General features: G+C 65.7%; 21 protein-coding genes. 11 read left to right on the top strand and 10 right to left on the bottom strand.

The features are described from left to right. Positions 1-4: 4 nt before the first annotated feature. The gene (locus BLQ58_RS02595) at positions 5-892 is read right to left on the bottom strand and encodes a LysR family transcriptional regulator (RefSeq protein WP_092594412.1); all 888 of its coding nucleotides are present in this window, start codon (positions 890-892) and stop codon (positions 5-7) included. Positions 893-1,016: 124 nt separating this feature from the next. Between BLQ58_RS02595 and BLQ58_RS02590 the strand changes: the two genes are divergently transcribed. From BLQ58_RS02590 to BLQ58_RS02565, 6 genes are all read left to right on the top strand, one after another. Next, the gene (locus BLQ58_RS02590) at positions 1,017-2,261 is read left to right on the top strand and encodes a YbfB/YjiJ family MFS transporter (protein ID WP_092594411.1); all 1,245 of its coding nucleotides are present in this window, start codon (positions 1,017-1,019) and stop codon (positions 2,259-2,261) included. 88 nt (positions 2,262-2,349) lie between these two features. After that, positions 2,350-3,123 carry a class II aldolase/adducin family protein gene (locus BLQ58_RS02585; RefSeq protein WP_092594410.1) on the top strand — a complete coding sequence of 258 codons (774 nt, stop codon included), beginning with the start codon at positions 2,350-2,352 and terminating at the stop codon, positions 3,121-3,123. A 22-nt stretch (positions 3,124-3,145) separates the two neighbouring features. Beyond that, on the top strand, positions 3,146-3,334 hold the full coding sequence (locus BLQ58_RS02580; protein ID WP_092594409.1) for a 4-oxalocrotonate tautomerase: 189 nt from the start codon (positions 3,146-3,148) through the stop codon (positions 3,332-3,334). A gap of 42 nt (positions 3,335-3,376) precedes the next feature. After that, positions 3,377-4,405: a threonine aldolase family protein gene (locus BLQ58_RS02575; RefSeq protein WP_092594408.1), complete on the top strand. Its 1,029-nt coding sequence runs from the start codon at positions 3,377-3,379 to the stop codon at positions 4,403-4,405. 57 nt (positions 4,406-4,462) lie between these two features. Beyond that, positions 4,463-5,059 carry an NUDIX domain-containing protein gene (locus BLQ58_RS02570; RefSeq protein WP_092594407.1) on the top strand — a complete coding sequence of 199 codons (597 nt, stop codon included), beginning with the start codon at positions 4,463-4,465 and terminating at the stop codon, positions 5,057-5,059. 12 nt (positions 5,060-5,071) lie between these two features. Next, complete coding sequence (locus tag BLQ58_RS02565; protein WP_092594406.1) at positions 5,072-5,299, top strand: sulfurtransferase TusA family protein; 228 nt, start codon at positions 5,072-5,074, stop codon at positions 5,297-5,299. 105 nt (positions 5,300-5,404) lie between these two features. Here BLQ58_RS02565 and galU read toward each other — a convergent pair whose 3' ends face one another. Together galU and BLQ58_RS02555 are read right to left on the bottom strand one after the other, a co-directional pair. Further along, positions 5,405-6,280 (bottom strand): UTP--glucose-1-phosphate uridylyltransferase GalU, encoded by an 876-nt coding sequence (galU, locus tag BLQ58_RS02560; protein ID WP_092594405.1) that lies wholly within the window; start codon positions 6,278-6,280, stop codon positions 5,405-5,407. Between the two features lie 103 nt (positions 6,281-6,383). Continuing rightward, positions 6,384-9,251 (bottom strand): valine--tRNA ligase, encoded by a 2,868-nt coding sequence (locus BLQ58_RS02555; RefSeq protein ID WP_092594404.1) that lies wholly within the window; start codon positions 9,249-9,251, stop codon positions 6,384-6,386. A gap of 230 nt (positions 9,252-9,481) precedes the next feature. Here BLQ58_RS02555 and BLQ58_RS02550 point away from each other — a divergent pair, with 230 nt between their 5' ends. Further along, positions 9,482-11,836: a UvrD-helicase domain-containing protein gene (locus BLQ58_RS02550; RefSeq protein WP_092594403.1), complete on the top strand. Its 2,355-nt coding sequence runs from the start codon at positions 9,482-9,484 to the stop codon at positions 11,834-11,836. Between the two features lie 87 nt (positions 11,837-11,923). Here the strand turns inward: BLQ58_RS02550 and BLQ58_RS02545 are convergent, their stop codons facing one another. From BLQ58_RS02545 to BLQ58_RS02530, 4 genes are all read right to left on the bottom strand, one after another. Continuing rightward, positions 11,924-12,724 carry a BPSS1780 family membrane protein gene (locus BLQ58_RS02545; RefSeq protein ID WP_092594402.1) on the bottom strand — a complete coding sequence of 267 codons (801 nt, stop codon included), beginning with the start codon at positions 12,722-12,724 and terminating at the stop codon, positions 11,924-11,926. Positions 12,725-12,730: 6 nt separating this feature from the next. Then, positions 12,731-13,714 carry a homoserine kinase gene (locus BLQ58_RS02540; RefSeq protein WP_092594401.1) on the bottom strand — a complete coding sequence of 328 codons (984 nt, stop codon included), beginning with the start codon at positions 13,712-13,714 and terminating at the stop codon, positions 12,731-12,733. 192 nt (positions 13,715-13,906) lie between these two features. Continuing rightward, complete coding sequence (locus BLQ58_RS02535; RefSeq protein WP_092594400.1) at positions 13,907-14,320, bottom strand: DUF2782 domain-containing protein; 414 nt, start codon at positions 14,318-14,320, stop codon at positions 13,907-13,909. A 191-nt stretch (positions 14,321-14,511) separates the two neighbouring features. Continuing rightward, a complete protein-coding gene (locus BLQ58_RS02530) occupies positions 14,512-15,459 on the bottom strand; it encodes an LOG family protein (RefSeq protein ID WP_175459820.1) in 948 nt (315 codons plus the stop codon). Between the two features lie 4 nt (positions 15,460-15,463). Here BLQ58_RS02530 and polA point away from each other — a divergent pair, with 4 nt between their 5' ends. The 4 genes from polA (at position 15,464) to BLQ58_RS02510 (ending at position 22,056) form a co-directional block, all read left to right on the top strand. Continuing rightward, positions 15,464-18,271: a DNA polymerase I gene (polA, locus tag BLQ58_RS02525; RefSeq protein ID WP_092594399.1), complete on the top strand. Its 2,808-nt coding sequence runs from the start codon at positions 15,464-15,466 to the stop codon at positions 18,269-18,271. 343 nt (positions 18,272-18,614) lie between these two features. After that, positions 18,615-20,024, top strand: a complete 1,410-nt coding sequence (locus BLQ58_RS02520; RefSeq protein ID WP_092594398.1) for an NAD(P)/FAD-dependent oxidoreductase — start codon at positions 18,615-18,617, stop codon at positions 20,022-20,024. A 158-nt stretch (positions 20,025-20,182) separates the two neighbouring features. Further along, complete coding sequence (locus BLQ58_RS02515) at positions 20,183-21,058, top strand: dienelactone hydrolase family protein (protein WP_092594397.1); 876 nt, start codon at positions 20,183-20,185, stop codon at positions 21,056-21,058. A 185-nt stretch (positions 21,059-21,243) separates the two neighbouring features. After that, complete coding sequence (locus tag BLQ58_RS02510; RefSeq protein WP_153945546.1) at positions 21,244-22,056, top strand: ZIP family metal transporter; 813 nt, start codon at positions 21,244-21,246, stop codon at positions 22,054-22,056. A gap of 33 nt (positions 22,057-22,089) precedes the next feature. Here BLQ58_RS02510 and BLQ58_RS02505 read toward each other — a convergent pair whose 3' ends face one another. The 3 genes from BLQ58_RS02505 to BLQ58_RS02495 all read right to left on the bottom strand — a co-directional run bounded on the left by BLQ58_RS02505 (position 22,090) and on the right by BLQ58_RS02495 (position 25,234). Beyond that, positions 22,090-22,953 carry a sulfurtransferase gene (locus BLQ58_RS02505; RefSeq protein WP_092594395.1) on the bottom strand — a complete coding sequence of 288 codons (864 nt, stop codon included), beginning with the start codon at positions 22,951-22,953 and terminating at the stop codon, positions 22,090-22,092. A 66-nt stretch (positions 22,954-23,019) separates the two neighbouring features. Next, on the bottom strand, positions 23,020-23,940 hold the full coding sequence (locus tag BLQ58_RS02500; protein WP_092594394.1) for a DMT family transporter: 921 nt from the start codon (positions 23,938-23,940) through the stop codon (positions 23,020-23,022). Positions 23,941-24,127: 187 nt separating this feature from the next. Next, complete coding sequence (locus BLQ58_RS02495; RefSeq protein WP_092594393.1) at positions 24,128-25,234, bottom strand: aromatic ring-hydroxylating oxygenase subunit alpha; 1,107 nt, start codon at positions 25,232-25,234, stop codon at positions 24,128-24,130. Between the last annotated feature and the right edge of the window lie 193 nt (positions 25,235-25,427).

Raw genomic sequence — 25,427 nt, 5'->3', positions numbered from 1 at the left:
CTCCTCAGGCTACCGCCCGGGTATCGTCGAGCGTACCCATCCGATCGGCCAGCATGTCGGCCAGCGCCATCAGCGCGGTGCCTGCCATCGAGGGATGCCAGGCGAGCACGGTGGTGACGCGTCCGGTGTCGCCCAGCGGATGGATGCCGATCTGCGGCAGGTTGCGATAGAGCGCCAGCACCGATCGCGGCACGATGCCCACGCCGATGCCGGCCGCCGCGCAGGTGACGATGGCGTGATACGAGCCAAGCTGGATCACGCGGTTCATGCCCCGGCCGCACTGGCCAAACCACTGCTCGAAGCGGGTGCGGTAGTTGCAGCCGGTCTCGAACGCCAGCAGCGTGGCGCGCTCGACGTCCTCGGGCGACTGGATGGGCCGATGGCTGGTGCTGGACACGATCACCAGTTCTTCGTCGAACGCGGGCAGGCTGACCAGATCCGGGTCGCCCAGCGGTTCGGCCACGAATGCGCAATCCACCTCGAAACGGCGCACCGCGTCGAGCGCCTTGCTGGTGATCAGCGTGACCAGCTCCAGCTCCACGTCCGGCCATTGCTGGTGATAGGCCGCCAGCATGTTCGGCAGGCGGCTGGCCGCCGTGCTTTCCATCGACGCGATCCGCAGCCGTCCGTGCGGATGCGCCGGCTGCACCGCATGCTTCGCTTCCTCGGACAGCTGCAGGATGCGGCAGGCATAGTCGAACAAGGTCTGGCCGGCCGGCGTGAGCACCATGCGTCGCCCATCCCTGACAAAAAGCTCCACCCCCAGCGATTGCTCCAGTTGCCGGATGCGCGTGGTCACGTTCGACTGCACCCGATGCAGCCGTTCGGCGGCCCGCGTGATGCCGCCGGTTTCCACCACCGTACGAAAAATCTCCAGTGCGGCCAGGTCCATATGCTATTTCCATTCAAATTGAGATGGGTTGCATCTCAATTATTCATTTTCCGTGATGGATTGTTCGGGCATAGCATAGTCAACAATTCAGAAATGCTCCAGATGTCCGCTCGCTTCCTATCCGATGCCACGCTTGCCCTTCGCCAACGTTGACGTTTCCGCCAGCCCCGCCGAAGCCCGGCCGACCGCCGGGCCGCTGGCCGTGGCGCTGGCCGGTCTGGTGTCGCTGGCGCTGGCCATGGGCATTGGCCGATTCGCCTTCACGCCGCTGCTCCCAATGATGCTGCACGACGGCACGGTCACATTGGCCGAGGGCAGCGCGCTGGCGACGCTGAACTACATCGGCTATCTGGTGGGCGCAGTGCTGTGCCTGTTTATCCGGCCGGACCCGGTACGGATGGTGCGCGGCGCACTGGCGCTGACCGTCGTCCTGACACTGGCGATGGCGCTGCCCGGCGGCATGCCGGCCTGGCTGGCCTGGCGCACGCTGGCCGGCATCGCCAGTGCCCTGGTGATGGTCTACGGTACCGCCTGGTGCATGCAGCGGCTGGCCGAACTGGGTCATCCCACGCTGGGCGGGCTGATGTTCTGCGGGCCGGGCATCGGCATCGTGGTGACCGGGCTTTCCGCCTTTGCCATGGTAGGCGCGGGGTGGCAGGCCAACTGGGGGTGGATCACATTCACGATCCTCGGCGCCGTGATGCTGTTGCCGGTATGGCGCGTCTACGGATCGCCGGCCCCGGCGTCCCTGCACGGTGCCACGCCGGGCGCGGCGACCACGGCGGCGCCGACGCCGCGCCTGGACGTCGAAACCTGGGCGCTGACGCTGGCCTACGGCCTGGCGGGCTTCGGATACATCATCACGGCCACGTTCCTGCCGGTCATCGCCCGGCATGCCATGCCCGGCAGCGTCTGGGCCGACCTGTTCTGGCCGATACTGGGCGCCGGCGTGGCGGTCGGCGCCTGGCTGGCCACCCGGGTCGGCATGCATCACGACAACCGCCGCATGATGATGGTGCTGTACACGCTGCAGGCGGCTGGGGTGGGCGTGGCCGCCGTGTGGCCCACCGTGGCGGGCTTTGCGCTGAGCAGCCTGCTGGTGGGTTTGCCGTTCACCGCGCTGGTGTCGTTTGCGATGCGGGAGGCGCGGCGCCTGTGGGGCGGCCGCGCGGCCAAGCTGATCGGCCTGATGACGGCCGCCTACGCCATCGGGCAGATTGCGGGGCCGCCGCTGGCCACGGCGCTCGTAGCCCGCACGGGCGGCTTCGGCGCCTCGCTGGGCGTGGCGGCGCTGGCGCTGCTGACAGGCGCGCTGATCTACCTGTGGATGTGGCGCACGATGCCGGTGGACGGACACACGCCGCGCTAGCGACTGCGCTACAGTATCGGCTTCGCCGCTCACTCGACCCGGACGCCCCCGCGCCGGCGCTGCAGGGCGGCGCGAAAGCCAAGCCCCCATGTCTTTTGCCTTGCAGCCCGGACGTGCCAACGGCCCGGTACTGCCCATCAGCCCCGATGAAGCGCGCGTGCGCGTGGACCTGGCCGCCGCCTACCGGCTGGCCGCGCTGGAACGCTGGGATGACCTCATCTACACCCATATCTCGGCCACCGTGCCCGGTGAGCCCGACCATTTCCTGATCAATCCGTTCGGCTTTGCCTTCGACGAGATTCGCGCCTCGGACCTCGTGAAGATCAATGGCCGGGGCGAAGTGGTCGGTGAACCCGTGCATCCGGTCAACGTCACGGGCTTTGCGCTGCACGCGGCCGTGCATGCCGCGCGTGCCGATGCGCAGTGCGTGATGCACCTGCATAACACCGCCGGCATTGCTGTGTCCGCCCAGGCCGAAGGGCTGCTCCCGCTGTCGCAGCACGCCCTGCGTTTTCACGGCCGTATGGCTTATCACGACTACGAAGGCCTGGCGTTCACGCCCGCCGAAGGCGCGCGCCTGACCGCGTCGCTGGGCGGCCATCCGGCCATGCTGCTGCGTAACCATGGCACGCTGACGGTCGGTCGCACCGTGGCCGAAGCCTACGTACTGATGGCCACGCTGATCAAGGCGTGCGAGATCCAGCTCGGGGCCCAGCTGGGCAGCGCCACCGTGCAGCCGCCGCCGGCCATCGCGGACAAGACGTCGCTGCATCTGTTCGACAACGGCGCCGTCGAGGGCGTGATGGAATGGCCCGCGCTGCTGCGCAGACTGGATAAAATCGATCCCACCTATAAAGACTGAAAACTCGTAAAGGAGCCATGCAATGCCCACGTTTCACGTAGAGATGTTCGAAGGCCGCACCGTTGACCAGAAGCGCAAGTTCGTCGAGGAAATCACGCGCGTCACGTGCGAGACGCTTGGCTGCTCGGCCGGCGCCGTCGACATCATCATCACCGACATCAAGCGCGAGAACTGGGCCACCGGCGGTGAGCTGTGGCTCGACAAGCAGTGATGCCAGGCAGGGTTTGAACCGATGACCTCCGCAGTTTCCGCCATGCAGCAGTTCGCCTCCGACAACTACGCCGGCTTTTGTCCGGAATCGCTGAAGTATTTTCTGGAGGCCAACGCCACGGGCCATGAGAAAGCCTATGGCGACGACAGCTGGACGCAGAAGGTATGCGATCGCATCCGCGACCTGTTCCAGACCGATTGCGAGGTCTTTTTCGTGTTCAATGGCACGGCGGCCAATTCGTTGGCGCTGTCGTCGCTGTGCCAGTCATACCACTCGGTGATCTGCCACGAGCTGGCCCATATCGAGACCGACGAGTGCGGCGCGCCGCAGTTCTTCTCGAACGGTTCGAAGCTGCTCACCGCGCCCGGCGAGAACGGCAAGCTGACGCCCGATGCCGTGGAGGCGCTGGTCACGCGCCGCTCGGATATCCACTATCCGAAGCCGCGCGTGGTGTCGCTGACGCAGGCCACGGAGGTGGGCACGGTCTATTCCGTGGACGAGGTGCGGGCCATCGCGGCCATCGCCAAGCGCCGGCAGTTGCGCGTGCATATGGATGGGGCGCGCTTTGCCAACGCGGTGGCGTCGCTGGGCGTGCATCCGTCCGAGATCACCTGGCGTGCCGGCGTGGACGTGCTGTGCTTCGGCGGCACCAAGAACGGCCTGCCGGTGGGCGAGGCCGTGGTGTTCTTCGACCGCCGGCTGGCCGAGGATTTCGCGTACCGGGTCAAGCAGGCCGGGCATCTGGCGTCGAAGATGCGCTTTATCTCGGCGCCGTGGCTCGGCATGCTGGAAAACGATGTATGGCTCAGGAACGGTCGCCATGCCAACGCGATGGCCACGCTGCTGGCCCAGCGCATTGCCGATGTCCCGGGCGTGCGCATCATGTTTCCGACCCAGGCCAATGCTGTGTTTGCCGAGCTGCCGCTGCCGGCCATCGAGGCGCTGCGGGCCAAGGGCTGGCTGTTCTACACGTTCATCGGCGCAGGCGGCTGCCGCATGATGTGCGCGTGGGACTTGCAGCCGGAAACGGTGGAAGCGTTTGCCGCCGATATCCGCGCCGCATGCGCCTGATTTTGAAGATTCAACGATAGCCACAACGATAACCAGAAAGTCCCAGGAGCCCCCACGATGCAACCCTATCGATTCTGCCCGCGCTGCGGCGCGGAACTGGAACACCTGCCGATGTCCGGGCGGTTTCGCCATGCCTGCGTGCAGGACGGCTGCGGTTTTGTGCACTGGGACAACCCGCTGCCGGTGCTGGCGGCCGTGGTCGAGTACGAAGGCAAGCTGCTGCTGGCGCGCAATGCGGCGTGGCCGGAGAAGATGTTCGCGCTGGTCACCGGCTTCATGGAACGCGACGAGACGCCCGAACTGGGCGTGGCGCGCGAACTCAAGGAAGAGACCAACCTCGATACGGTGTCGGCCTCGCTGATCGGCGTCTACGAGTTCATGCGCAAGAACGAGTTGATCATTGCCTACCACGTGCGGGCCGAGGGCGATATCCGCCTGTCGGAGGAGCTGGTCGAGTACAAGCTCGTGGCGCCGGACAAGATGCGGATCTGGAACGCCGGTACCGGATTTGCCGTGGCAGACTTCCTGGAGCGGCGCGGCTTGCCGGTGCGCTTCTTCGACCGAGCCACCGGCGAGGACATTGCAGATCCGCGCCGGCCGACCGACTTCAGCCTGGTCGCTGCTTCGCTACAATACGGCATCAACCAGAATTAGAAGGTGAGAGGAATGGAATTCCAGAAAGAAGTGGACGCGCGCGGCCTGAACTGCCCGCTGCCGATCCTGCGGACCAAGAAGGCGCTGGCCGACATGGCCAGCGGCGAAGTGCTCAAGGTGCTGGCCACCGACCCCGGCGCCACGCGCGACTTCCAGGCTTTTGCCAAGCAGACCGGTAACGAACTGCTGTCCCATGCGGAAGTGGACAAGGTGTTCGTGTTCTACATGAAGCGCCGCTGAGCCTGGCCTTCCTGCCCCGAACGGGCATAAAAACCAAAAACCGCCTCCGGAGAGGCGGTTTTTGTTTGGGCGGACGCCGTGGCGGCGATGCCCGATAGTGACCGGTCAGCCGCGCTGCGCGAGGTAGGCGCTGAATTCCTCGCGTACCTCGGGGTGCTTGAGCGCGAATTCCACGGTGGCCTTCAGGTAGCCGAGCTTGCTGCCGCAGTCGTAACGTACGCCCTTGTAGCGGTAGGCCAGCACCTGCTCCTGGTCCAGCATCGCCTGGATGGCATCGGTCAGCTGGAACTCGCCGCCGGCACCGGGCTTGAGATTGCGGATGTGTTCGAAGATGCGCGGGGTCAGGATGTAGCGGCCTACCACGCCCAGGTTCGACGGGGCATTCTCGGGCGCCGGCTTTTCGATGATGCCGGACATCTTGATCACTCGCTCGTCCCACTCGCGGCCATCGACCACGCCATAGGACCGGCTTTGTTCCGGCGAGATTTCCTCCACGCCCAGCACCGAACAGTTGTAGTGGTTGTAGATGTCCACCATTTGCTTCATCACCGGCTCGTCGGACTCGCCATCCAGCAGGTCATCGGCCAGCATGACGGCAAACGGCGCATCGCCCACCAGGCGGGCGGCGCACAGCACCGCGTGCCCCAGGCCCAGCGCCTCGGGCTGGCGCACGTAGAAGCATTCCACGTTCTTGGGTTTGATGGAGCGCACGACGTCAAGCAGCGCCTGCTTGTTCTTGGCCTCAAGCTCCATTTCCAGTTCGTAGGCCTTGTCGAAATGGTCCTCGATGGCCCGCTTGGAGCGGCCCGTCACGAAGATCATCTCGTTGATGCCTGCGGCCATGGCCTCTTCCACGGCGTACTGGATCAGCGGCTTGTCCACCACCGGCAGCATTTCCTTGGGACTCGCCTTGGTGGCGGGCAGGAATCGGGTGCCTAGCCCTGCAACGGGAAAGACTGCTTTGGTGACGCGGTTTTCCATTTCAGCTTCCTTTTTAATCCGGTGTAATACCGTGCCGTACGAGGGAGGAGCCGTCTGTCGGGTTTCGTCCGACTTACAGTCCGGACGGACCTGACCATCACATTCAGGACGGCAGACGCTGTAGTTGATCCTGCAGCTTTGCCAGCGTCTGTTCGAAATCCGACAAACGCTGCGTTTCCTGTGCCACGACGGCCGGAGGAGCCTTGGCGACAAAGCTCTCGTTGGAGAGTTTGCCACGGCACTTTCCGATCTCGCCCGCGATCCGCTCAATCTCCTTGGAAAGGCGCGCGCGCTCGGCCATCACGTCGATCTCGATCTTCAGCAGCAGGTGATTGCCGCCGACGATGGCCACCGGGGCGCCGGCACCCTCGCGCTGCAGCTCGGCTTCGTCTTCGAACACCTTCACTTCGGAAAGTTTCGCCAGGGCCTGCACCTGGGCGGCGGCTTCCTTCAGGAACGCGCTGTCCCCATGGGCATACAACGGGATGCGCTGGGCCGGCGAGATGTTCATTTCGCCGCGCAGGTTGCGGCAGGCGTCCACCACGGCCTTGAGCTGGGCCACCCAGGCTTCGGCGGCCTCGTCGATCTTGGCCGCGGCCGGCAGCGGGTAGGCCTGCGTGGCGATGGTCTCGCTGCCGTCGCCCTTGGCGCGGGCGGCCAGCGGCGCCACCTTCTGCCACAGTTCCTCGGTGATGAACGGAATGATCGGGTGGGCCAGGCGCAGCACCGTCTCCAGCACGCGCAGCAGCGTGCGGCGCGTGGCGCGCTGTTGCGCCTCGGTGCCGGTCTGGATCTGCACCTTGGCCAGTTCCAGGTACCAGTCGCAGTACTCGTCCCAGACGAACTTGTAGATCGCGCTGGCGATATTGTCGAAGCGGTACTCGTCGAAGCCCTTCTCGACATCGGCTTCCACGCGCTGCAGCAGCGACACGATCCAGCGGTCGGCCTGCGAGAAATGCAGGTAGCCGTCCGGGCCGCAATCCTTCTCGCACGGGCCCATGCCGCAGTCATGGCCCTCGGTGTTCATCAGTACGAAGCGCGTGGCGTTCCAGAGCTTGTTGCAGAAGTTGCGATAGCCCTCGCAGCGGCCGGTGTCGAAATTGATGTTCCGGCCCAGCGTGGCCAGCGACGCGAACGTGAAGCGCAGCGCGTCGGCGCCGAAGGCCGGAATGCCCTGGGGGAATTCCTTCTTCGTCTTGGCTTCGATCTTGGGGGCGTCCTTGGGGCGGCGCAGGCCGGTGGTGCGCTTCCTGAGCAGCGGATCGAGCTCGATACCGTCGATCAGGTCCACCGGGTCCAGCGTGTTGCCCTCGGACTTGCTCATCTTCTTGCCTTCGGAGTCGCGCACCAGGCCGTGGACGTACACGGTATGGAACGGCACCTTGCCGGTGAAGTGCTTGGTCATCATGACCATGCGCGCCACCCAGAAGAAGATGATGTCGTAGCCCGTGACCAGCACCGACGACGGCAGGAAGTGCTTCAGTTCGGGCGTTTCCGCGGGCCAGCCCAGCGACGAGAACGGCACCAGCGCGGACGAGAACCACGTGTCCAGCACGTCTTCCTCGCGGCGCAGCGGGCCGGTGCTGCCGGCCGCCTGTGCCTTGGCGCGGGCGTCTTCCTCGGTGCGGGCGACAAAGCAGTTGCCGGCATCGTCATACCACGCCGGGATCTGGTGGCCCCACCACAGCTGGCGGCTGATGCACCAGTCCTGGATATTGGCCAGCCACTGGTTGTAGGTGTTGATCCAGTTCTCGGGCACCAGCTTGATTTCGCCGCTCTGCACGGCGTCCAGTGCCACCTCGGCAATCGAGCGACCGGGGTTGAACGTGCCTTCCGGCGCCGGCTTGCTCATCGCGACGAACCACTGGTCGGTCAGCATCGGTTCGATCACGCTGCCGGTGCGCTCGCTGCGCGGCACCATCAGCTTGTGCTTCTTGACCTCGCCCAGCAGGCCCTGGGCTTCAAGGTCGGCCACCATCTGCCTGCGGGCGTCAAAACGGTCCATGCCGGCGTAGGCAGCCGGCGCGTCGGCCACCACCTTGGCGTCCAGCGTCAGGATCGACAGCTGCGGCAGGTTGTGGCGCTGGCCCACGGCGTAGTCGTTGAAGTCGTGGCCCGGGGTCACCTTGACCACGCCGGTGCCGAATTCGCGGTCGACGTACTCGTCGGCAATCACCGGAATCTTGCGATCAGTCAGCGGCAGGTGCACGAACTTGCCGATGAGGTGCGCGTAACGCTCGTCCTCGGGGTGCACCATCACGGCCGTGTCGCCCAGCATCGTCTCGGGGCGCGTGGTGGCCACGGTCAGATGGGTCAGGCCGCGCACGGTGTCCGGTTCGGCCAGCGGGTAGTGGATATGCCAGAGCGAGCCTTCTTCCTCGACGCTGTCCACTTCCAGGTCGGACACGGCGGTGCCCAGGACCGGGTCCCAGTTGACCAGGCGCTTGCCGCGGTAGATCAGGCCCTGTTCATACAGGCGCACGAAGACTTCGGTCACGGCGCTCGACATCTCGGGAGACATCGTGAAGTACTCGCGCGTCCAGTCGATCGACGCACCCATGCGGCGCACCTGGCGCGTGATGGTGGAGCCCGATTCTTCCTTCCAGGCCCAGACCTTCTCGGTGAACTTCTCGCGCCCCAGGTCGTGGCGCGACACGCCTTGCGCCTCAAGCTGGCGTTCCACCACGATCTGCGTGGCGATGCCGGCGTGGTCGGTGCCCGGCACCCAGAGCGTGTTGGCGCCGCGCATGCGCGCATGGCGGGCCAGGCCGTCCATGATCGTCTGGTTGAACGCGTGCCCCATATGCAGCGTGCCGGTCACATTCGGCGGCGGCAGCTGGATGGCGAAATCGGGACGGTTCGCATCGAAAGTGGGCTGGGCGATGCCGCGGCGCTCCCACTCGGGGCCCCATTTGGCCTCGATGGCGGCGGGTTCGAAGCTCTTGGCAAGGGACTGGTCTTCTGCGGTCATGCTCGGATGTCTTGGGATGCTTGGAATGCGGATCGGGGCTCGGACCGGCTCGCGGCGGGGCGGGCGGCGGCGTTCGGCCGGGGAAAACGTCAAATTATAGGGGAGCCGGCGTACCGATGCGCATTTCCGGGCCGGGAGCGGGCAGCCGGAGGCTTGCGCGCGGCGGCTGCCGACAGGTCCGGGCGGCGGCCGCCGGTATAATTGCCGCCTACTTTATTGGCCCCGATCCGATGTCCAGCCTGCTTGCCAATCTCAACGCCGAACAACACGCCGCCGTCACTTTGCCGGACGAACCGGCCCTGATCCTGGCCGGCGCGGGCAGCGGCAAGACCCGCGTGCTGACCACGCGCATCGCCTGGCTGATCCAGAACGGGCGGGTGTCCCCGGCCGGCATCCTGGCCGTGACCTTCACGAACAAGGCCGCCAAGGAAATGCAGACGCGGCTGTCGTCGATGCTGCCGATCAACACGCGCGGCATGTGGATCGGGACGTTCCACGGCCTGTGCAACCGCATGCTGCGGGCGCACTTCCGCGACGCCGGGCTGCCCCAGACCTTTGCCATCCTGGACAGCCAGGACCAGCTTTCCGCCCTCAAGCGGCTGCTCAAGCAGCTCAACGTCGACGACGAGAAGTACCCGGCCAAGAACCTGCAGTACTTCATCAACAACGCCAAGGAACAGGGCCTGCGGCCGGCCGACGTCGAGGCCAACGACGACTTCAACCGCCGCTTTGTCGACCTGTACGCCGCCTACGACGAGCAGTGCCAGCGCGAGGGCGTGGTCGATTTTGCCGAACTGCTGCTGCGCTGCTACGAACTGCTGCGCTACAACGACGCCATCCGCCAGCACTACCAGCACCGCTTCCGCCACGTGCTGGTCGACGAGTTCCAGGATACCAACGTGCTGCAGTACCGCTGGCTCAAGCTGCTGGCCGGCTACGGCACGGGCAACGCCGCGGCGGTGTTCGCGGTCGGCGACGACGACCAGAGCATCTACGCGTTCCGGGGCGCAAATGTCGGCAACATGCGCGATTTCGAGCAGGAATTCCGCGTGCGGCACATGATCAAGCTCGAGCAGAACTACCGGTCGCACGGACACATCCTCGATAGCGCCAACCACCTGATCTCGCACAACGCGCGCCGGCTTGGCAAGAACCTGCGCACCGACGCGGGGCATGGCGAGCCGGTGCGGGTGTTCCAGGCCGGCTCGGACGGGCAGGAGGCATCGTGGATCGTTGAGGAAATCCGCGACCAGATCGCCCAGGGTATGGCGCGGTCGGAGGTGGCGATCCTGTATCGCAGCAACGCGCAATCGCGCGTGATCGAACACGCACTTTTTTCGTCAGGCATCCCGTACCGCGTCTATGGCGGCCTGCGCTTCTTCGAGCGCGCCGAAGTCAAGCACGCGCTGGCGTACCTCCAGCTGATCGAAAATCCGCGCAACGACGCCGCGTTCGGCCGGGTGGTCAACTTCCCGACGCGCGGCATCGGGGCCAAGACGCTGGAAACCCTGCAGGACGCCGCGCGCCAGTACAACTGCTCGCTGGCCGAGGCGGTGGCCTACGTGCCCGGCAAGGGCGGCACGTCGCTGGCGGCCTTCCTGCGCCTGATCGAACAGATGCGCGCGGAGACCAGCCGCATGACGCTGGCGCAAACCGTGGAATACGTGACGAATACCAGCGGGTTGCTCACGCATTACCAGACCGAAAAGGAAGGCCAGGACCGCATCGAGAACCTGCAGGAACTGGTGACGGCCGCCCAGGCCTTCGTCGTGGAAGAGGGCTACGGCCTCGACGCGCTGGCCCGCATGCTGCCCGCCAGCCGCGACGCCGCGCCAGCGCTGGCGCAGGGCGACCAGGACCAGCAGGTGCTGGACCCCGAGCAGTTGCCGGTGGTGATGACCCCGATCGTGGCTTTCCTGACGCACGCCTCGCTGGAGGCGGGCGACAACCAGGCGCAGGCCGGCCAGGACGCGGTGCAGATGATGACCGTGCACGCGGCCAAGGGGCTCGAATTCAATGTGGTGTTCATCACCGGCCTGGAAGAGGGCCTGTTCCCGCACGAGAACAGCGCCATGGAAGCCGACGGCCTGGAGGAGGAGCGCCGCCTGATGTACGTGGCCATCACCCGGGCGCGCGAGCGGCTGTACCTGTCGTTTGCCCAGAGCCGCGTGCTGCACGGCCAGATGCGCTACCACGTGCGTTCACGATTCTTCGAGGAACTGCCCGAACCGGCGCTGAAGTGGATCACGCCCCAAGGCCAGGCTTCGTACGGCAACTATGGCGTCAGCCGCCAGGAGCGCGACAGCGCCTGGGGCCGCGACTGGTTCAAGCGTGCCGAGGACGTGCCGTACACGGGCAGCAAGGCCACGGGCGGCATGGACACGGGCAAGAACTACGCCGAGGAAAAGCGCGCCGCGGCCACCGGCTTCCGCGTGGGACAGAACGTGTTCCACACGAAGTTCGGCGAGGGCAGGATCAAGGCGCTGGAAGGCGAGGGCGCCGATGCGCGCGCCAATATCGACTTCAAGCGGCACGGCGCCAAGTGGCTGGCGCTGGCGGTGGCGAAGCTGGATCCGATCGACTGAGGATGGATTTGCGCCCCGGTGCCGATGGCGGCAGCGGGGCGCGGCAGGAACCGTCAGGTGCGTCAGGTGCGTCAGGGCGTGGCAGGATCAGGCCTGCCGGGCGCTTTCCGCTGCCTCGCCGGGCGGCACGATATTGAAGCAGCCACGATAGGTGGCGTAGAACGAGCAGTACAGGATCGCCAGCATCAGCAGCGAGTACGGTGTCACCAGGAACGACATCACCGCCTGCGCGCCCAGCGCCGCGAAGACCGTTTCCAGCACCAGCGGCACCGCCACCAGTAGCACCGCGAACATCACCGCATAGGTGAAGAACGCGCCGCGGTTGCGCCAGCAGGCCGTCCAGCTGAAGAACAGCGCCTTGACCGGCGGCACCTGGTGCCAGGCGGCCAGCAGCGGCGCGAACCAGAACATCATCGCCACCGGCGTGTACAGCACCGCGCCGACCAGCAGCGCGAAGTACAGCTGGCGGATGGCATCGGCCGACGGCTCTTCGCCGCGCAGCACGATGGGCGCCACCGCGCCGATATCGACCACGGCCGTGGCGATCAGGCTCAGCGAGAACACCAGCACCGCATAGATGGCCCCGAGCACCAGCAGGTGGCGCGTGGCCTGCTTGCCGTTGGTCCGGAATCCGGCCAGCAGGATGGTGGGCAGCACCCGCTTGTTCTGGATGACCTCGCGGCAGGCCGTCATCACGCCCACGTACAGGCCGGGCGTGAAGACCAGCAGGGCGATGATGCCGAACAGCGGCACGAAGATCGCCAGCTGGGCGGCGATCAGGTAGATGAACAGCAGCATCAGGAACGCCAGCGGGTTCTTGCGGAACAGCCAGATTCCCTGGCGCAGCCAGACGTAGCCTTCCTTGGCGGAAACTTCCAGTAGTTGCATGGCGAATCAGATCCAGGGGAGCGTCGCCCCGTCGTCGATGCGACGGCGCAGGATGCGTTCGAAGTGGGTCGGATCGTGCGGCTGGAGCATGTCGGCTTCGCGCGGCAGGTAGAAATCCCACAGGCGCGACACCCAGAAGCGCAGCGCGCCGGCGCGCATCATGTCCTGCCAGTGCCCGGCTTCCACCTTTGTCAGCGGGCGGACCGCGTCGTAGGCACGCAGCATGGCCTGCGCGCGGACCGGGTCGAGCGCGCCGGTTGCAAGGTCGATGCACCAGTCGTTGACGGTCACCGCCAGGTCGAACAGCCACTTGTCGTCGCCGGCGAAGTAGAAATCGAAGAAGCCGCCCAGCCGATGCCGGCCATCGACCGTATCGAACAGCACGTTGTCGCGGAACAGGTCGCAATGGCACGGCCCGCCCTGCAGCGCGGCGTAGTCGGCACTGCCGAAGAAGGCCGTCTGGTGCGCGATCTCGTCGGTCAGCAGCTGGCGCTGGCCAGCGTCCAGGAACGGCGTGATCTCGGGCGCGGTCTGCTGCCACCAGGCCAGGCTGCGCAGGTTCGGCTGCTGGCGTGGATAGTCCTGGCCGGCCAGGTGCATGCGTGCCAGCATCGTGCCGACTTCGGCACAGTGGTCGGCCGCCGGGGCCAGCTGCGACGCGCCGGGCAGGCGCGTGACGATGGTGGCCGGCTTGCCTTTCAGTTCGCGCAGGATCTCGCCATCGCGCGCCGGCATCGGGGCCGGCACGCTGATGCCGTGGCGGGCCAGATGATCCATCAGGTGCAGGTAGTAGGGCAGCTGGTCGAACCGAAGCCGCTCGAAGATGGTCAGCACGTACTCACGCGTGACGCCATCCTGCTCCATGGTCAGAAAGAAGTTGCTGTTCTCGATGCCCGAGGCGATACCGCGCAGCGCGCGCACTTCGCCAAGGTCGTAATCAAGCAGCCAGCGGGCGATCTCGTCCTGCGAGACCGTGGTAAATACGGCCATACTGTCAAATTGGTACGAAACGGAGGGACGACGGACCGCAACCGCAAGGTCACGTTCCGCCGCCGCGGCATTGCTGCCGGAGGGCCGGCGCGATCCTCGCCAGGCAAGCGGCGCCGGCGCGGATCGTGGGTGAGAAAGGCGTAAGACTATCAGGTCTGCCGGATCGATCCTCGGAACGGCTCGGGACCGGGCTCAGAATTTCAGGTTTACCGACGGCACGCGGTTCACGTCGTGGTCACGAATCCGGGGCGAACTGTCTTCGGGTTTGCTCATCTCGTACTTCGTGCCAAAACCGGACTGCACCTGGATTTCGGTGGCGCGGCCCTTGTCGCGGTATTCGGTCACCTGGGTGCCGTCGCGTTCCCGCAACTGGAAGCTCGGCTCGCGGGGCTGGTTCAACTGGCTCTTCGCGGCGGGAGCAATCGGCTGGTTGTTGATTTTATTGAGTTCCTGCTGCGTCAGCGCATTGCTGGTTTCCTCTGCCAGCGCCGCCTGGGTGGCAGTCAGTGCCAGGACGGTAGCGGCGAGCGCGAGCAGATAGCCGTGGCGGCCGATGGCGGCTTTCAGATCGGCCAGCGTGGCGCCCGGTTGCGAAGGGGAAGTCATCTGAGGCTCCTGTGCGCGCGGGCAGATGGGCCCGCGACGCGGAATTGGCCTGCATGCAGCCGGCGGCGCCGGATGTGGCAGGTGGGCAGGCTTCCATTCTAGCAATTCCTGTCGTTTTCCGGGTCGCTCCCGTGGCCTTGCGTCCACCTGCCGGGCCTGTCGGCCGGCCGGTGGATGTGGCGCGTAATGCCTTACAGATAGAACATTTCTTCCTTGGGCGGAATCGGGTTGTCGCCGCCGCGCTTCTCGTAGTACTCGTACACGGCTTCGAGCACTTCCTGCGGTTCGTCGACGATCTTCATCAGGTCCAGGTCGTGCTCCGCGATCAGGCCCATCGGCAGCAGCGTGAAGCGGAACCAGTCCAGCAGGCCCTTCCAGAACCGGCTGCCGTACATCACCACCGGCACCGAGCGCGACTTGCCGGTCTGCACCAGCGTCAGCACCTCGGCCAGTTCGTCGAGCGTGCCGAAACCGCCCGGCATGACGATGAACGCGTCGGAATTCTTCACGAACGTGACCTTGCGCGTGAAGAAATGGCGGAACCGCATGGCGATGTCCTGGTACGGATTGCCCTGCTGTTCGTGAGGCAGCTCGATGTTCAGGCCCACGCTGGCCGACTTGCCCGCGTGTGCGCCCTTGTTGGCCGCTTCCATGATGCCGGGGCCGCCGCCGGAGATCACCGCGAAGCCCGCGTCCGAGAAAAGCCGCGCGATTTCGATGGTCTTCTGGTAGTACGGCGAGTCCTCGCGCAGGCGCGCGCTGCCATAGATCGAGACGGCCGGACGGATCTCCGAGAGGTACTCGGTGGCCTCGATGAACTCTGCCATAATCGTGAACATTTGCCACGAGGCGCGCGCCTTCTTGGCCGTCGCACGGTCTTCGTCGGCCAGTGCACGCAGGCTTGGAATCATCTTGCGCGGATTCGCGCGCGCTGCCGCCGCACGCGCGGCAGCTTCCTGTTCTTCGGGGTTCTTGCCGGCAGCCGCGGCATCGGCCTTGGCAGCGATGGCTGCGGCATGTGCCGAGGCCTTGCCGGGCGGCGGATTCACCGTGTTGCCGGAAATGTCGGAAACATCCGTGTCGGCGAGGGGCGCTGAGTCTGCGCCGCCAATAGGGGCACCAGTCAATTTAGAGTCCATGGGAATGTCGGATAGTCCAAAAACACTCTTGCTCGTCGATGGATCGAGCTATCTGTATCGCGCGTATCACGCGCTGCCGGACCTGAGGAATGGCGAAGGTCTGCCCACAGGGGCAATCTACGGCATGATCAACATGTTGCGCAAGCTGCGCAACGATTACCCGGCAGAGTATATCGCCTGCGTGTTCGACGCCAAGGGCAAGACGTTCCGCGATGATCTGTATCCCGCTTACAAGGAACATCGCCCGTCGATGCCCGAGGACCTGGCCCGCCAGATCGAGCCGATCCACGAGGCGGTGCGCGCGCTGGGCTGGCCGATCGTCGTCGTGGAAGGCGTGGAAGCCGACGACGTGATCGGCACGCTGGCCTGCCAGGCCACGCAGCAGGGCGTGCGTACGGTTGTATCCACGGGCGACAAGGATCTTGCGCAGTTGGTCAACGACAGCGTCACACTGGTCAACACGATGAGCGGCGAAGTCCTGGACCCGCCCGGCGTGGTGGCCAAGTTCGGCGTGGCGCCCGAGCGTATCGTCGACTACCTGTCGCTGATCGGCGACGCCGTGGACAACGTTCCCGGCGTGCCGAAGGTGGGCCCCAAGACAGCGGTGAAGTGGCTGACCGAGTACGGCACGCTCGACAACATCATGGCCGGTGCCGATGGCATCAGGGGCGTGGTGGGCGAGAACCTGCGCAACACGCTGGACTGGCTGCCGCGCGCCCGCGAACTGGTCACGGTCAAGACCGATTGCGATCTCCGCGACGCCGTGGCCGACTTTCACGCGCTGCACGACCTGGGCGAGGACAAGGACAAGCTGGTGGCGTTCTTCCAGCGCTACGGCTTCAAGACCTGGCTGCGCGAAGCCACCGGCGAGTCGCTGCCGAATGCGCGCGCCGCCGCGGCCCGTGCCACGCCACAACCGGCACAGGGCGGTCTGTTCGATGCCGCACCGGCCGCCGCCGAGGACCAGACCGCCGAAGACCTGCCCCCGGCCCAGATCCGCTACGAAACGGTGACCACCGAAGCCGCGCTCGACGCGTGGCTGCAGAAGCTGGTGGACGCGCCGCTCGTGGCGATCGATACCGAAACCACTTCGCTCGATCCGATGCTGGCCGAACTGGTGGGCATCTCGGTGTCGGCGGAGCCGGGCGAGGCCGCCTACATTCCCGTGGCACATCGCGGCCCCGACGTGGCCGGCCTTGAAAACCATGGCCAGCTGTCGCGCGAATACGTGCTGGACAAGCTGCGCGCGTGGCTGGAAGACCCGTCGCGCCTGAAACTGGGCCAGCACCTGAAGTACGACGCGCACGTGTTCATGAACCACGGCATCACGCTGCGCGGCATCGCGCACGACACGATGCTGGAAAGCTACGTGCTGGCGTCGTACCGCAACCATGGCATGGACAGCCTGGCCGAACGCCTGCTGAGCCTGAAGACGATCACCTATGAGGAGGTGTGCGGCAAGGGCGCCAGCCAGATCGGCTTCGATCAGATCGACCTGCATCGCGCCACCGAATACGCGGCCGAGGACGCCGACGTCACGCTGCGCCTGCATCGCAAGATGTTGCCGCAGCTGGAACGTGACGAGGGCCTGAAGTACGTCTACGAAGGCATCGAGATGCCGGTGTCGGTGGTGCTGCAGAAGATCGAGCGCAATGGCGTGCTGATCGATGCCGACAAACTGGCCGCGCAGAGCGCGTCCCTGGGCCAGCGCATGCTGGAAGCCGAGCAGGCCGCGCACGAGGCTGCCGGCCAGCCGTTCAACCTGGGATCGCCAAAGCAGATCGGCGAGATCCTGTTCAACCAGATGCAGCTGCCGGTGGTCAAGAAGACGGCCAGCGGCGCGCCGTCAACCGACGAAGAGGTGCTGCAGAAGCTGGCCGAAGACTACCCGCTGCCGAAGCTGCTGCTGGACTACCGGGGCCTGTCCAAGCTCAAGTCGACCTACACCGACAAGCTGCCCAGGATGGTGAACCCAAAGACCGGCCGCGTGCACACCAGCTATGGCCAGGCGACTGCGGTGACGGGCCGGCTGGCCTCGACCGATCCGAACCTGCAGAACATCCCGGTGCGCACCGAGGAAGGCCGCCGCATCCGCGAAGCGTTCATCGCCGGGCCCGGCAATGTGATCGTGTCGGCCGACTACTCGCAGATCGAACTGCGCATCATGGCGCATATCTCGGGCGACGAGAACCTGCTCCGCGCGTTCGCCAACGGCGAGGACATCCACCGCGCCACGGCCGCGGAGATCTTTGCCGTGGAGCGCGAGGCCGTCACCAGCGAGCAGCGCCGCTACGCCAAGGTGATCAACTTCGGCCTGATCTATGGCATGAGCGCGTTTGGGCTGGCCAGCAACCTGGGCATCGAGCGCGAGGCGGCCAAGCACTACATCGACCGCTACTTCATGCGCTATCCGGGCGTGGCCAACTATATGGAGGAAACGCGCCAGAAGGCGCGCGAGCAGGGTTACGTCGAAACCGTGTTCGGCCGCCGCCTGTGGCTGCCCGACATCCGGGGCGGCAACGGCCCGCGCCGCCAGGCCGCCGAGCGTGCCGCCATCAACGCGCCGATGCAGGGCACGGCCGCCGACCTGATCAAGCTGTCGATGATCGCCGTGCAGGACTGGCTGGAAACCGACAGGCTCGGGTCGCGCCAGATCATGCAGGTGCACGATGAACTGGTGCTCGAAGTGCCGCAGGCCGAGTTCGACCTGGTGAAGTCGAAACTGCCCGAGCTGATGTGCTCGGTCGCCACGCTGAACGTGCCGCTGGTGGCCGAAGTGGGCAGCGGCGCGAACTGGGAGGAAGCGCACTAGCGATCGCACTCGGGGCCGCAAGCTGGCCGGGCCCCGCAAGAGGCACCCCGGCAAGCACCTTGCCGGGCGCTGCCGCCAGCACAGTCGCGCGTGCCCCGACAGGGCACAGATCGCCGGGTTGCAACTGTCTCCCGCGCGATGCCGATGTATGCAAAGAAGTACTGTCTGAATCGACGCTGGAAGGCTTGCCAGCCGTGCTGCTCTGCAGCACACTGGCAGCAAACCAGCCGTTTCCTGGCAGTACCAGCCGCACGCAGAACATCGGCCTCGCGGTGCGAGACCACAACAGAAAGACGCCGCAGGGGCCTGCACCGGTTTTCAAATTGAAAACATCGGGTAGACCATGAGCAACGCACAAGGCAGAGAGGAAAGCGCCCCCACTCCTATCGACACTACCGCAGGCGGCACGCAAGTCAGCGTGGCGCCGCGTCCTTCGAACCTTCCCCACCGGATCATCGTGGTCGGCGGCGGGGCCGGCGGGCTTGAACTCGTCACGCGGCTCGGCGACAAGCTGGGCAAGTCGCGACGCGCACAGGTGACGCTGGTCGACCGGATGCCCACGCACATCTGGAAGCCGCTGCTGCACGAAGTGGCCGCCGGCAGCATGGATCCGAATACCCACCAGCTCGAATACGCCGCGCAGGCGCGCTGGCACCATTTCGACTTCCAGCAGGGCGAACTGACGGGCATCGACCGGGCACGCAAGATCGTCAACGTGGCGGCCTGCATGGACCAGGACGGCACCGAACTGTTGCCCGCGCGCGAACTGCCGTACGACACGCTGGTGCTGGCCATCGGCTGCATCACGCACTTCTTCAATGTGCCCGGTGCCGCCGAACACGCCATTGCGCTCGATACCGTGGACCAGGCCGAACGCTTCCGCCGCAAGCTCATCGCGGCCTGCGTGCGCGCGCAGAACGGCAAGGGGCGCATGGGTGCCGATGGCCGGCCGCAGGTGGACGTGGCCATCATCGGCGCCGGCGCCACGGGCGTGGAGCTTTCGGCCGAACTGCGCAATACCGCCCACGTGCTCAATGCCTATGGGCTGCACCACCTGGACCCGCGCCGTGACGTGCGCATCCATGTGATCGAGGCCGGCCCGCGCATCCTGCCGGCGTTGTCGGAGCGTGTCTCCGCCGAGACCACCAAGCTGCTGCGCAAGCTCGACGTTGACGTGTTCACGTCGGAGCGCGTCACCGAAGTGACGGGCGATGCCGTGCTGACGGCCAGCGGCAAGCGCATCGATGCGGACCTGACCGTGTGGGCGGCCGGCATCACGGCGCCGGGCGTGTTGCGCACGCTTGGCCTGCCGGTCAGCAAGATGGGGCAGCTCGTGGTCGGCCCCACGCTGCAGACCGAAACCGATCCGGACGTCTTCGCATTCGGCGACTGTGCGGCCGCGCCGTGGCCCGAGAAACAGACCACGGTGCCCCCGCGCGCCCAGGCGGCGCATCAGCAGGCCACGTTCCTGTACGACGCGCTGCGGGCCCGGCTCGATGGCAAGCCGCTGCCGAAATTCGGCTTCAAGGACTTCGGCTCGCTGGTGTCGCTGGGGCACTTCAGCGCGGTGGGCAGCCTGATGGGCGGCCTGATCGGCGGCTCGATGTTCATCGAGGGCCTGATGGCGCGCTTCATGTACACGTCGCTGTACCGGATGCACGTACTGGCGCTGCATGGCGCGATCGGCATGGGGCTCGACACCGTGACGCACTGGCTGCGCAGCAAGACCAGCCCGCGCGTGAAGCTGCACTGACCGGGCGCGGATCCGAAAAAAGGGGCTGGATCATGGCCGATGGCCGCCACCACGCCAGGGCGTGCGCTGGCGGCCATGTTTGCTTAGAATCGACGGCGCCGCGCTTGCGTCACATGCAGATGACGCGTGCGGTGCCCTCGATGCCACGGAGACCCCTCATGCTCAAGCCCGAAGTCGAAAGCCTCGTTCCCGGTCAATCGTTTGACCGCCGCAGTTTCGTCAAGACCGCGCTGGGCTCGGCCTTTGCGGCAGCCGTACTGCCGGTGACGGCGCAGACCATCAAGACCGATTTCAACGGCCTGACTGCCGGCGAAGTCACCGTGCCATCGAACGGCTTCAACATGCCGGTCTATCGCGCGCAGCCCGAAGGCAAGAAGAACCTGCCGGTCGTACTGGTGATCAGCGAGATCTTCGGCGTCCACGAGCATATCGCCGACATCTGTCGCCGTTTCGCCAAGCTGGGCTATCTGGCCATCGCCCCCGAGCTGTTTGCCCGCCAGGGGGACCCCACCAGCTACGGCACCATCCAGGAACTGCAGGCCAACATCATCCAGAAGGTGCCCGATGCCCAGGTGATGGGCGACCTCGACGCCTGCGTGACGTGGGCCGCCGCGAACGGCGGCGACGTGAACCGGCTGGCGATTACCGGCTTCTGCTGGGGCGGGCGCATCACGTGGCTGTACACGGCGCATAGCAAGCGCGTGAAAGCGGGGGTGGCGTGGTACGGCCAGCTTGTGGGCCAGCCGAACGCGCTGAAGCCGAAGAACCCGGTCGATATCGCCGGCGAACTGCACGCGCCGGTGCTGGGTCTGTACGGCGGCAAGGACACCGGGATCACGCAGGAACATGTGTCCCAGATGAAGGCTGCGCTGGCCGAATCGTCGAACCCGAACGCCAGGGCGTCAACCTTCGTGGTCTATCCGGAAGCCGGCCACGCATTCCACGCCGACTACCGCGCCAGCTACGTGGAAGCGGCAGCCAAGGACGGCTGGCAACGCTGCCTGGCCTGGTTCAAGGAACACAAAGTCGTTTGATCCGGGCCCCCATTAGCCCCTGCATCCGCGCGGGTGATTGCAAAGAGGGCGCCGAGGTACGTACAATGCGGACTTTCGCGTTTTTGCAACCATGTTGCGTTAGTGCGCGAGCGTAGTCAGTCGGCGACGACTGCCCGGCTGTCGGGCGGGGGCCGGTCCGGGAGTTCATCATCCATTCCACGCTTTTGTACATCTTGCTGGCGGCGACGATTTCGGGCGTCGGCAGCATCTTCGGCGCGGCGCTGCTGTCGCTGACCGTGGCTTCGCGCGTGGTGGAGCGCATGGTGAGCTTCTCGGTGGGCGTGCTGCTGGCGACCGCCTTGCTTCATTCGCTGCCCGAAGCGTTCGAGTCCGGCGCCGATCCGCGTGCGCTGTTCGGCACGCTGCTGGCCGGGCTGCTGGGTTTCTTCCTGCTCGAAAAGATCTCGCTGCTGCGCCATTCGCATCACCACGAGGGCGACGGGCATCACCACCATCACGGCCATGACCGCGAGGAAGCGGGGCGCAGCGGCCTGACCATCCTGGTGGGCGACACGTTCCACAACTTTGCCGACGGCATCGTCATTGCCGCCGCGTTCCTGGCCGATCCGCATATCGGTCTGGTGACGGCGCTGGCCATTGCCGCGCACGAAATCCCGCAGGAAGTGGGCGATTTCATCGTGCTGCTGAACGCGGGCTTCTCGAAGGCGCGGGCCTTCGCGTTCAATCTGCTGTCAAGCCTGGCCGCCATCCTGGGCGGCATCGTGGGCTACTTCCTGCTGGACCAGCTTACGGGCTGGATTCCGTATGTACTGGTGATTGCATCGAGCAGCTTCGTCTATATCGCCGTGAGCGACCTGATGCCGCAGATGCAGCGCAAGCCGCGTCTTAAGGAATCGGCGGTGCAGGTGGTGCTGGTGGCGGCCGGTATCGCGGCGATCGTCTTTATCACCAACGGCGTGCACGAGCAGCACGCGCATGGCCACTCGAAGGCCAAAACGGAAGCGGCGTCAAACTGAACTGGCGCCGCTTTTGCTGGGCCGTCTGGCGCCTCAGGTGGCGCTACCCGTCGCCACCGGGCGCTTCGGATCGGCGCACCATTCGCTCCACGACCCCGGATACAGCGCCGCACCGGTCAGCCCGGCCACTTCGAGGGCCAGCAGATTGTGGCAGGCGGTCACGCCCGAGCCGCACTGCATGACTGTGTCGGCCGCCGTCTTGCCGCCGAAGACCTGGCCGAATTCCGCGCGCAGCTGATCGGCCGGCTTGAAGCGTCCGTCCCCGGTCAGGTTGTCCTTGAAGAATCGATTGGCGGCGCCGGGAATGTGGCCGCCCACGGGGTCGAGCGTTTCGTTCTCGCCGCGGAAGCGGTCGGCCGCCCGCGCATCGACCACCAGCAGCGCGGGGTGGTCCAGGTTTTCCAGCAGGGCGGCGGCATCGACGGTACGCACCAGCGACGCGCGGCGCGTGAGGTTCCCCCCGGCTTCCGGATCGGGCGTCACGCCCGGTTCCAGCGGCAGGCCTGCCGCCAGCCAGGCCGCCTTGCCGCCATCGAGCACGGCCACGGCGCCGTGGCCCACCCAGCGCGCCAGCCACCAGAGCCGGGCGGCATACATGCTGCCCTGCGCATCGTAGGCGACGATCAGCGTGTCGTCGTTGACACCGAGCGCGCGCAGCCGCGCCACGAACAGATCGGCATCGGGCAGCGGGTGGCGGCCATTGAAGCCGGTCTTCGGGCCGGATAGTTCATTGTCCAGGTGCAGGTAGAACGCGCCCGGCACATGGTCCTGCTGGTACATCTCGCGGCCGGCGGCGGGATTGGTCAGGTCGAACGAGCAATCGATGACGACCACATGCTGCCTGGCCGAGGCGCGCAGCTGGTTCAGTTCGATGGCGGAAATCAGCGGTGATGGCATGAAGAACCTGTCTCGCGTTGAGTGGGAAGTCGATGCCAATGCTACACCGCCGCTTCCGCGCGCGCGTCAGACCTCGGGATGCACTTCCGCCTCGGGCGACTTGACCGGCGTGGCCGGCGTGGGATGCTTGTCGGTATCGCGGGCGCGCGTAAGCGTGGTGGCGATGCCGCTGGCCACGATCAGCGCCATGCCCAGCCAGGAGATCCAGTTGAGCTTGTCGTCCCACACCAGCGTGCCCCACAGGCTTGAAAACACGATGCCCGCGTATTGCAGGTTGGCCGTCAGCAGCGTGTTGCCGCGCTTGTAGGCACGCGTCATCGACGTCTGCCCCAGCGTGGCCAGGATGCCGATGGCCAGCAGCAACCCTGCGCCGTGCCAGGTGTGGTGGCTGATGCCGGTGAACAGCATCCAGATCAGACCGCAGACCAGGCCCACGGCGGAGAAGTAGAACACGATGCGGCCTTCGGGTTCGCCAAGCTGGCCCAGCTGGCGCACTTCCACGTAGGCCAGCGCCGTGAACACGCCGGACACCAGGCCAATCATGCCGCCCGCCAGCTGGTCCTTGCCCACCGAGGGCTGCAGCAGGCAGATCACCCCTGCGAACGACAGCAGGATGGCGCCGATCAGCTTCTTGTCGGTGCCGCCGCGCGTGCCGGCCAGCGCCGCGCCGGCGCCCAGAATCAACGCGATCCACACGGGCGACATGTAGTTCAGCGTCATCGCCGTGGCCAGTGGCAGCAGCGTGATCGATGTGAACCAGAGCAGCAGGGCGGTTACGCCGAAGATGCTGCGCTTGATGTGGGTGACCATGTGCGGCGTGCGCACCGACGTGCCTTGCGACGACAGCAGGATCCACATGATCGTCACGCCGATCAGGCTGCGGTAGAAGACGATCTCGCCTGTTGTGTAGAGCTCGGATGCCAGCTTGACCCCCACCCCCATCAAGGAAAATGCGAAGGCGGCAAACAACATCCAGAGCGATTGCATGGCGAAACCGGGCGAGAGTCAGCGTGGAAAGGGGGCGGAGCCAGAAAAAAATCGTTGATAAGGCAACGATTAAAACGGATTCTATCAGTGCGCCGACCGCCGCTCCAATGCAAAACGGACCGTTTTCACGGTCCGTTTCGTGTTGTCCACAGTTTTACGGGCGATCACCGCACCGGGTTGCGAACGTTCAGCGGTTGCGGTAGTCCATCGCGCGCCGATACCACTCGTGGAAGTGCTGCATGCCGTCTTCCATCGGCGACTGGTACGGGCCGGTCTCGCTGATGCCGCGCTTCATCAGCGCCAGGCGGCCGGCGTCCATGCGTTCGGCAATTTCGTCGTCCTCGATGCACGTCTCCATATAGGCGGCGCGCTCGGCCTCGACGAACTCGCGCTCGAACAGCACGATTTCCTCGGGGTAATAGAACTCCACGACGTTGCGGGTCTTGCGCGGGCCCATCGGGTGAAGCGTCGAGATGCACAGCACGTTCGGGTACCACTCCACCATGATGTTGGGGTAGTAGGTCAGCCAGATCGCGCCATGCTTCGGCAACTTGCCGTTGTTGAAGCGCAACACTTCGTCGTGCCACTTCTGGTACGTCTGGCTGCCCGGGCGCTCCAGGCCCTTGTGCAGGCCCACGGTCTGCACGCTGTACTGCTCGCCGAACTCCCACTTCAGGTCGTCGCACGACACAAAGCTGCCCAGGCCAGGGTGGAACGGCACAACGTGGTAATCCTCCAGATAGACCTCGATGAAGGTCTTCCAGTTGTAGTCGCACTCGTGGACTTCCACGTGGTCCAGCATGTAGCCGTCGAAGTTCAGGTCTTCAGCCACGCCCATGCGGGACAGGTCGGCGCGCACGTCGCGCTCGCCTTCGAACAGCATGCCGTTCCAGTTCTGCAGTGGCGACCGGTTCAGTCGCACGCATGGCTGTTCCGCGAAATGCGGCGCACCCAGCAGTTCGCCCTGCAGGTCGTAGGTCCAGCGGTGCAGCGGGCAGACGATGTTCCTGGCGTTGCCGCGGCCATTCATCATGATGGCCTGGCGGTGGCGGCAGACATTGGACAGCAGCTCGATGCCGTCCGGGTTGCGCACCAGCACGCGGCCCTCGTCTTCGGCGGCCAGCGTCTGGAAGTCGCCGGATTCCGGCACCATCAGCGCGTGGCCGACGTAGCCCGGGCCCTTCTTGAACAGCAGTTCGAGTTCTTGTTGATGCAGCGCCTCGTCAAAGTAGACGTCGACGGGCAACTGCGAATCAGCCGGCGCAAGCTTGAGCGCGGTGCTGAGATTGGACATTATCCCCACTCCCTATGAACAGGCGAAAGCAGTGAACAACCCAACCATCGAAAAATGAATCGATTTGGGAAACCGTGTCAGACGATCGGGATCCGCGCCGGTTCCCTTTCCGCCTGACCAGTCTGGCGGCGGAAAAGTGCGTCCTGGATGCAACGGTCGGATATCGCTGACGAGCCGGGGATTGTACCCGAGC

Source organism: Ralstonia sp. 25mfcol4.1 (assembly GCF_900104095.1).
Lineage (GTDB): Bacteria > Pseudomonadota > Gammaproteobacteria > Burkholderiales > Burkholderiaceae > Cupriavidus.
This window is presented reverse-complemented; position numbering and strand designations above follow the sequence as displayed.

Bases quoted from the DNA above. Each gene is read 5' to 3' on its own strand.
- BLQ58_RS02595 (WP_092594412.1), bottom strand. From the start codon at position 892: ATGGACCTGGCCGCACTGGAGATTTTTCGTACGGTGGTGGAAACCGGC.
- BLQ58_RS02590 (WP_092594411.1), top strand. From the start codon at position 1,017: ATGCCACGCTTGCCCTTCGCCAACGTTGACGTTTCCGCCAGCCCCGCC.
- BLQ58_RS02585 (WP_092594410.1), top strand. From the start codon at position 2,350: ATGTCTTTTGCCTTGCAGCCCGGACGTGCCAACGGCCCGGTACTGCCC.
- BLQ58_RS02580 (WP_092594409.1), top strand. From the start codon at position 3,146: ATGCCCACGTTTCACGTAGAGATGTTCGAAGGCCGCACCGTTGACCAG.
- BLQ58_RS02575 (WP_092594408.1), top strand. From the start codon at position 3,377: ATGCAGCAGTTCGCCTCCGACAACTACGCCGGCTTTTGTCCGGAATCG.
- BLQ58_RS02570 (WP_092594407.1), top strand. From the start codon at position 4,463: ATGCAACCCTATCGATTCTGCCCGCGCTGCGGCGCGGAACTGGAACAC.
- BLQ58_RS02565 (WP_092594406.1), top strand. From the start codon at position 5,072: ATGGAATTCCAGAAAGAAGTGGACGCGCGCGGCCTGAACTGCCCGCTG.
- galU (WP_092594405.1), bottom strand. From the start codon at position 6,280: ATGGAAAACCGCGTCACCAAAGCAGTCTTTCCCGTTGCAGGGCTAGGC.
- BLQ58_RS02555 (WP_092594404.1), bottom strand. From the start codon at position 9,251: ATGACCGCAGAAGACCAGTCCCTTGCCAAGAGCTTCGAACCCGCCGCC.
- BLQ58_RS02550 (WP_092594403.1), top strand. From the start codon at position 9,482: ATGTCCAGCCTGCTTGCCAATCTCAACGCCGAACAACACGCCGCCGTC.
- BLQ58_RS02545 (WP_092594402.1), bottom strand. From the start codon at position 12,724: ATGCAACTACTGGAAGTTTCCGCCAAGGAAGGCTACGTCTGGCTGCGC.
- BLQ58_RS02540 (WP_092594401.1), bottom strand. From the start codon at position 13,714: ATGGCCGTATTTACCACGGTCTCGCAGGACGAGATCGCCCGCTGGCTG.
- BLQ58_RS02535 (WP_092594400.1), bottom strand. From the start codon at position 14,320: ATGACTTCCCCTTCGCAACCGGGCGCCACGCTGGCCGATCTGAAAGCC.
- BLQ58_RS02530 (WP_175459820.1), bottom strand. From the start codon at position 15,459: ATGGACTCTAAATTGACTGGTGCCCCTATTGGCGGCGCAGACTCAGCG.
- polA (WP_092594399.1), top strand. From the start codon at position 15,464: ATGTCGGATAGTCCAAAAACACTCTTGCTCGTCGATGGATCGAGCTAT.
- BLQ58_RS02520 (WP_092594398.1), top strand. From the start codon at position 18,615: ATGAGCAACGCACAAGGCAGAGAGGAAAGCGCCCCCACTCCTATCGAC.
- BLQ58_RS02515 (WP_092594397.1), top strand. From the start codon at position 20,183: ATGCTCAAGCCCGAAGTCGAAAGCCTCGTTCCCGGTCAATCGTTTGAC.
- BLQ58_RS02505 (WP_092594395.1), bottom strand. From the start codon at position 22,953: ATGCCATCACCGCTGATTTCCGCCATCGAACTGAACCAGCTGCGCGCC.
- BLQ58_RS02500 (WP_092594394.1), bottom strand. From the start codon at position 23,940: ATGCAATCGCTCTGGATGTTGTTTGCCGCCTTCGCATTTTCCTTGATG.
- BLQ58_RS02495 (WP_092594393.1), bottom strand. From the start codon at position 25,234: ATGTCCAATCTCAGCACCGCGCTCAAGCTTGCGCCGGCTGATTCGCAG.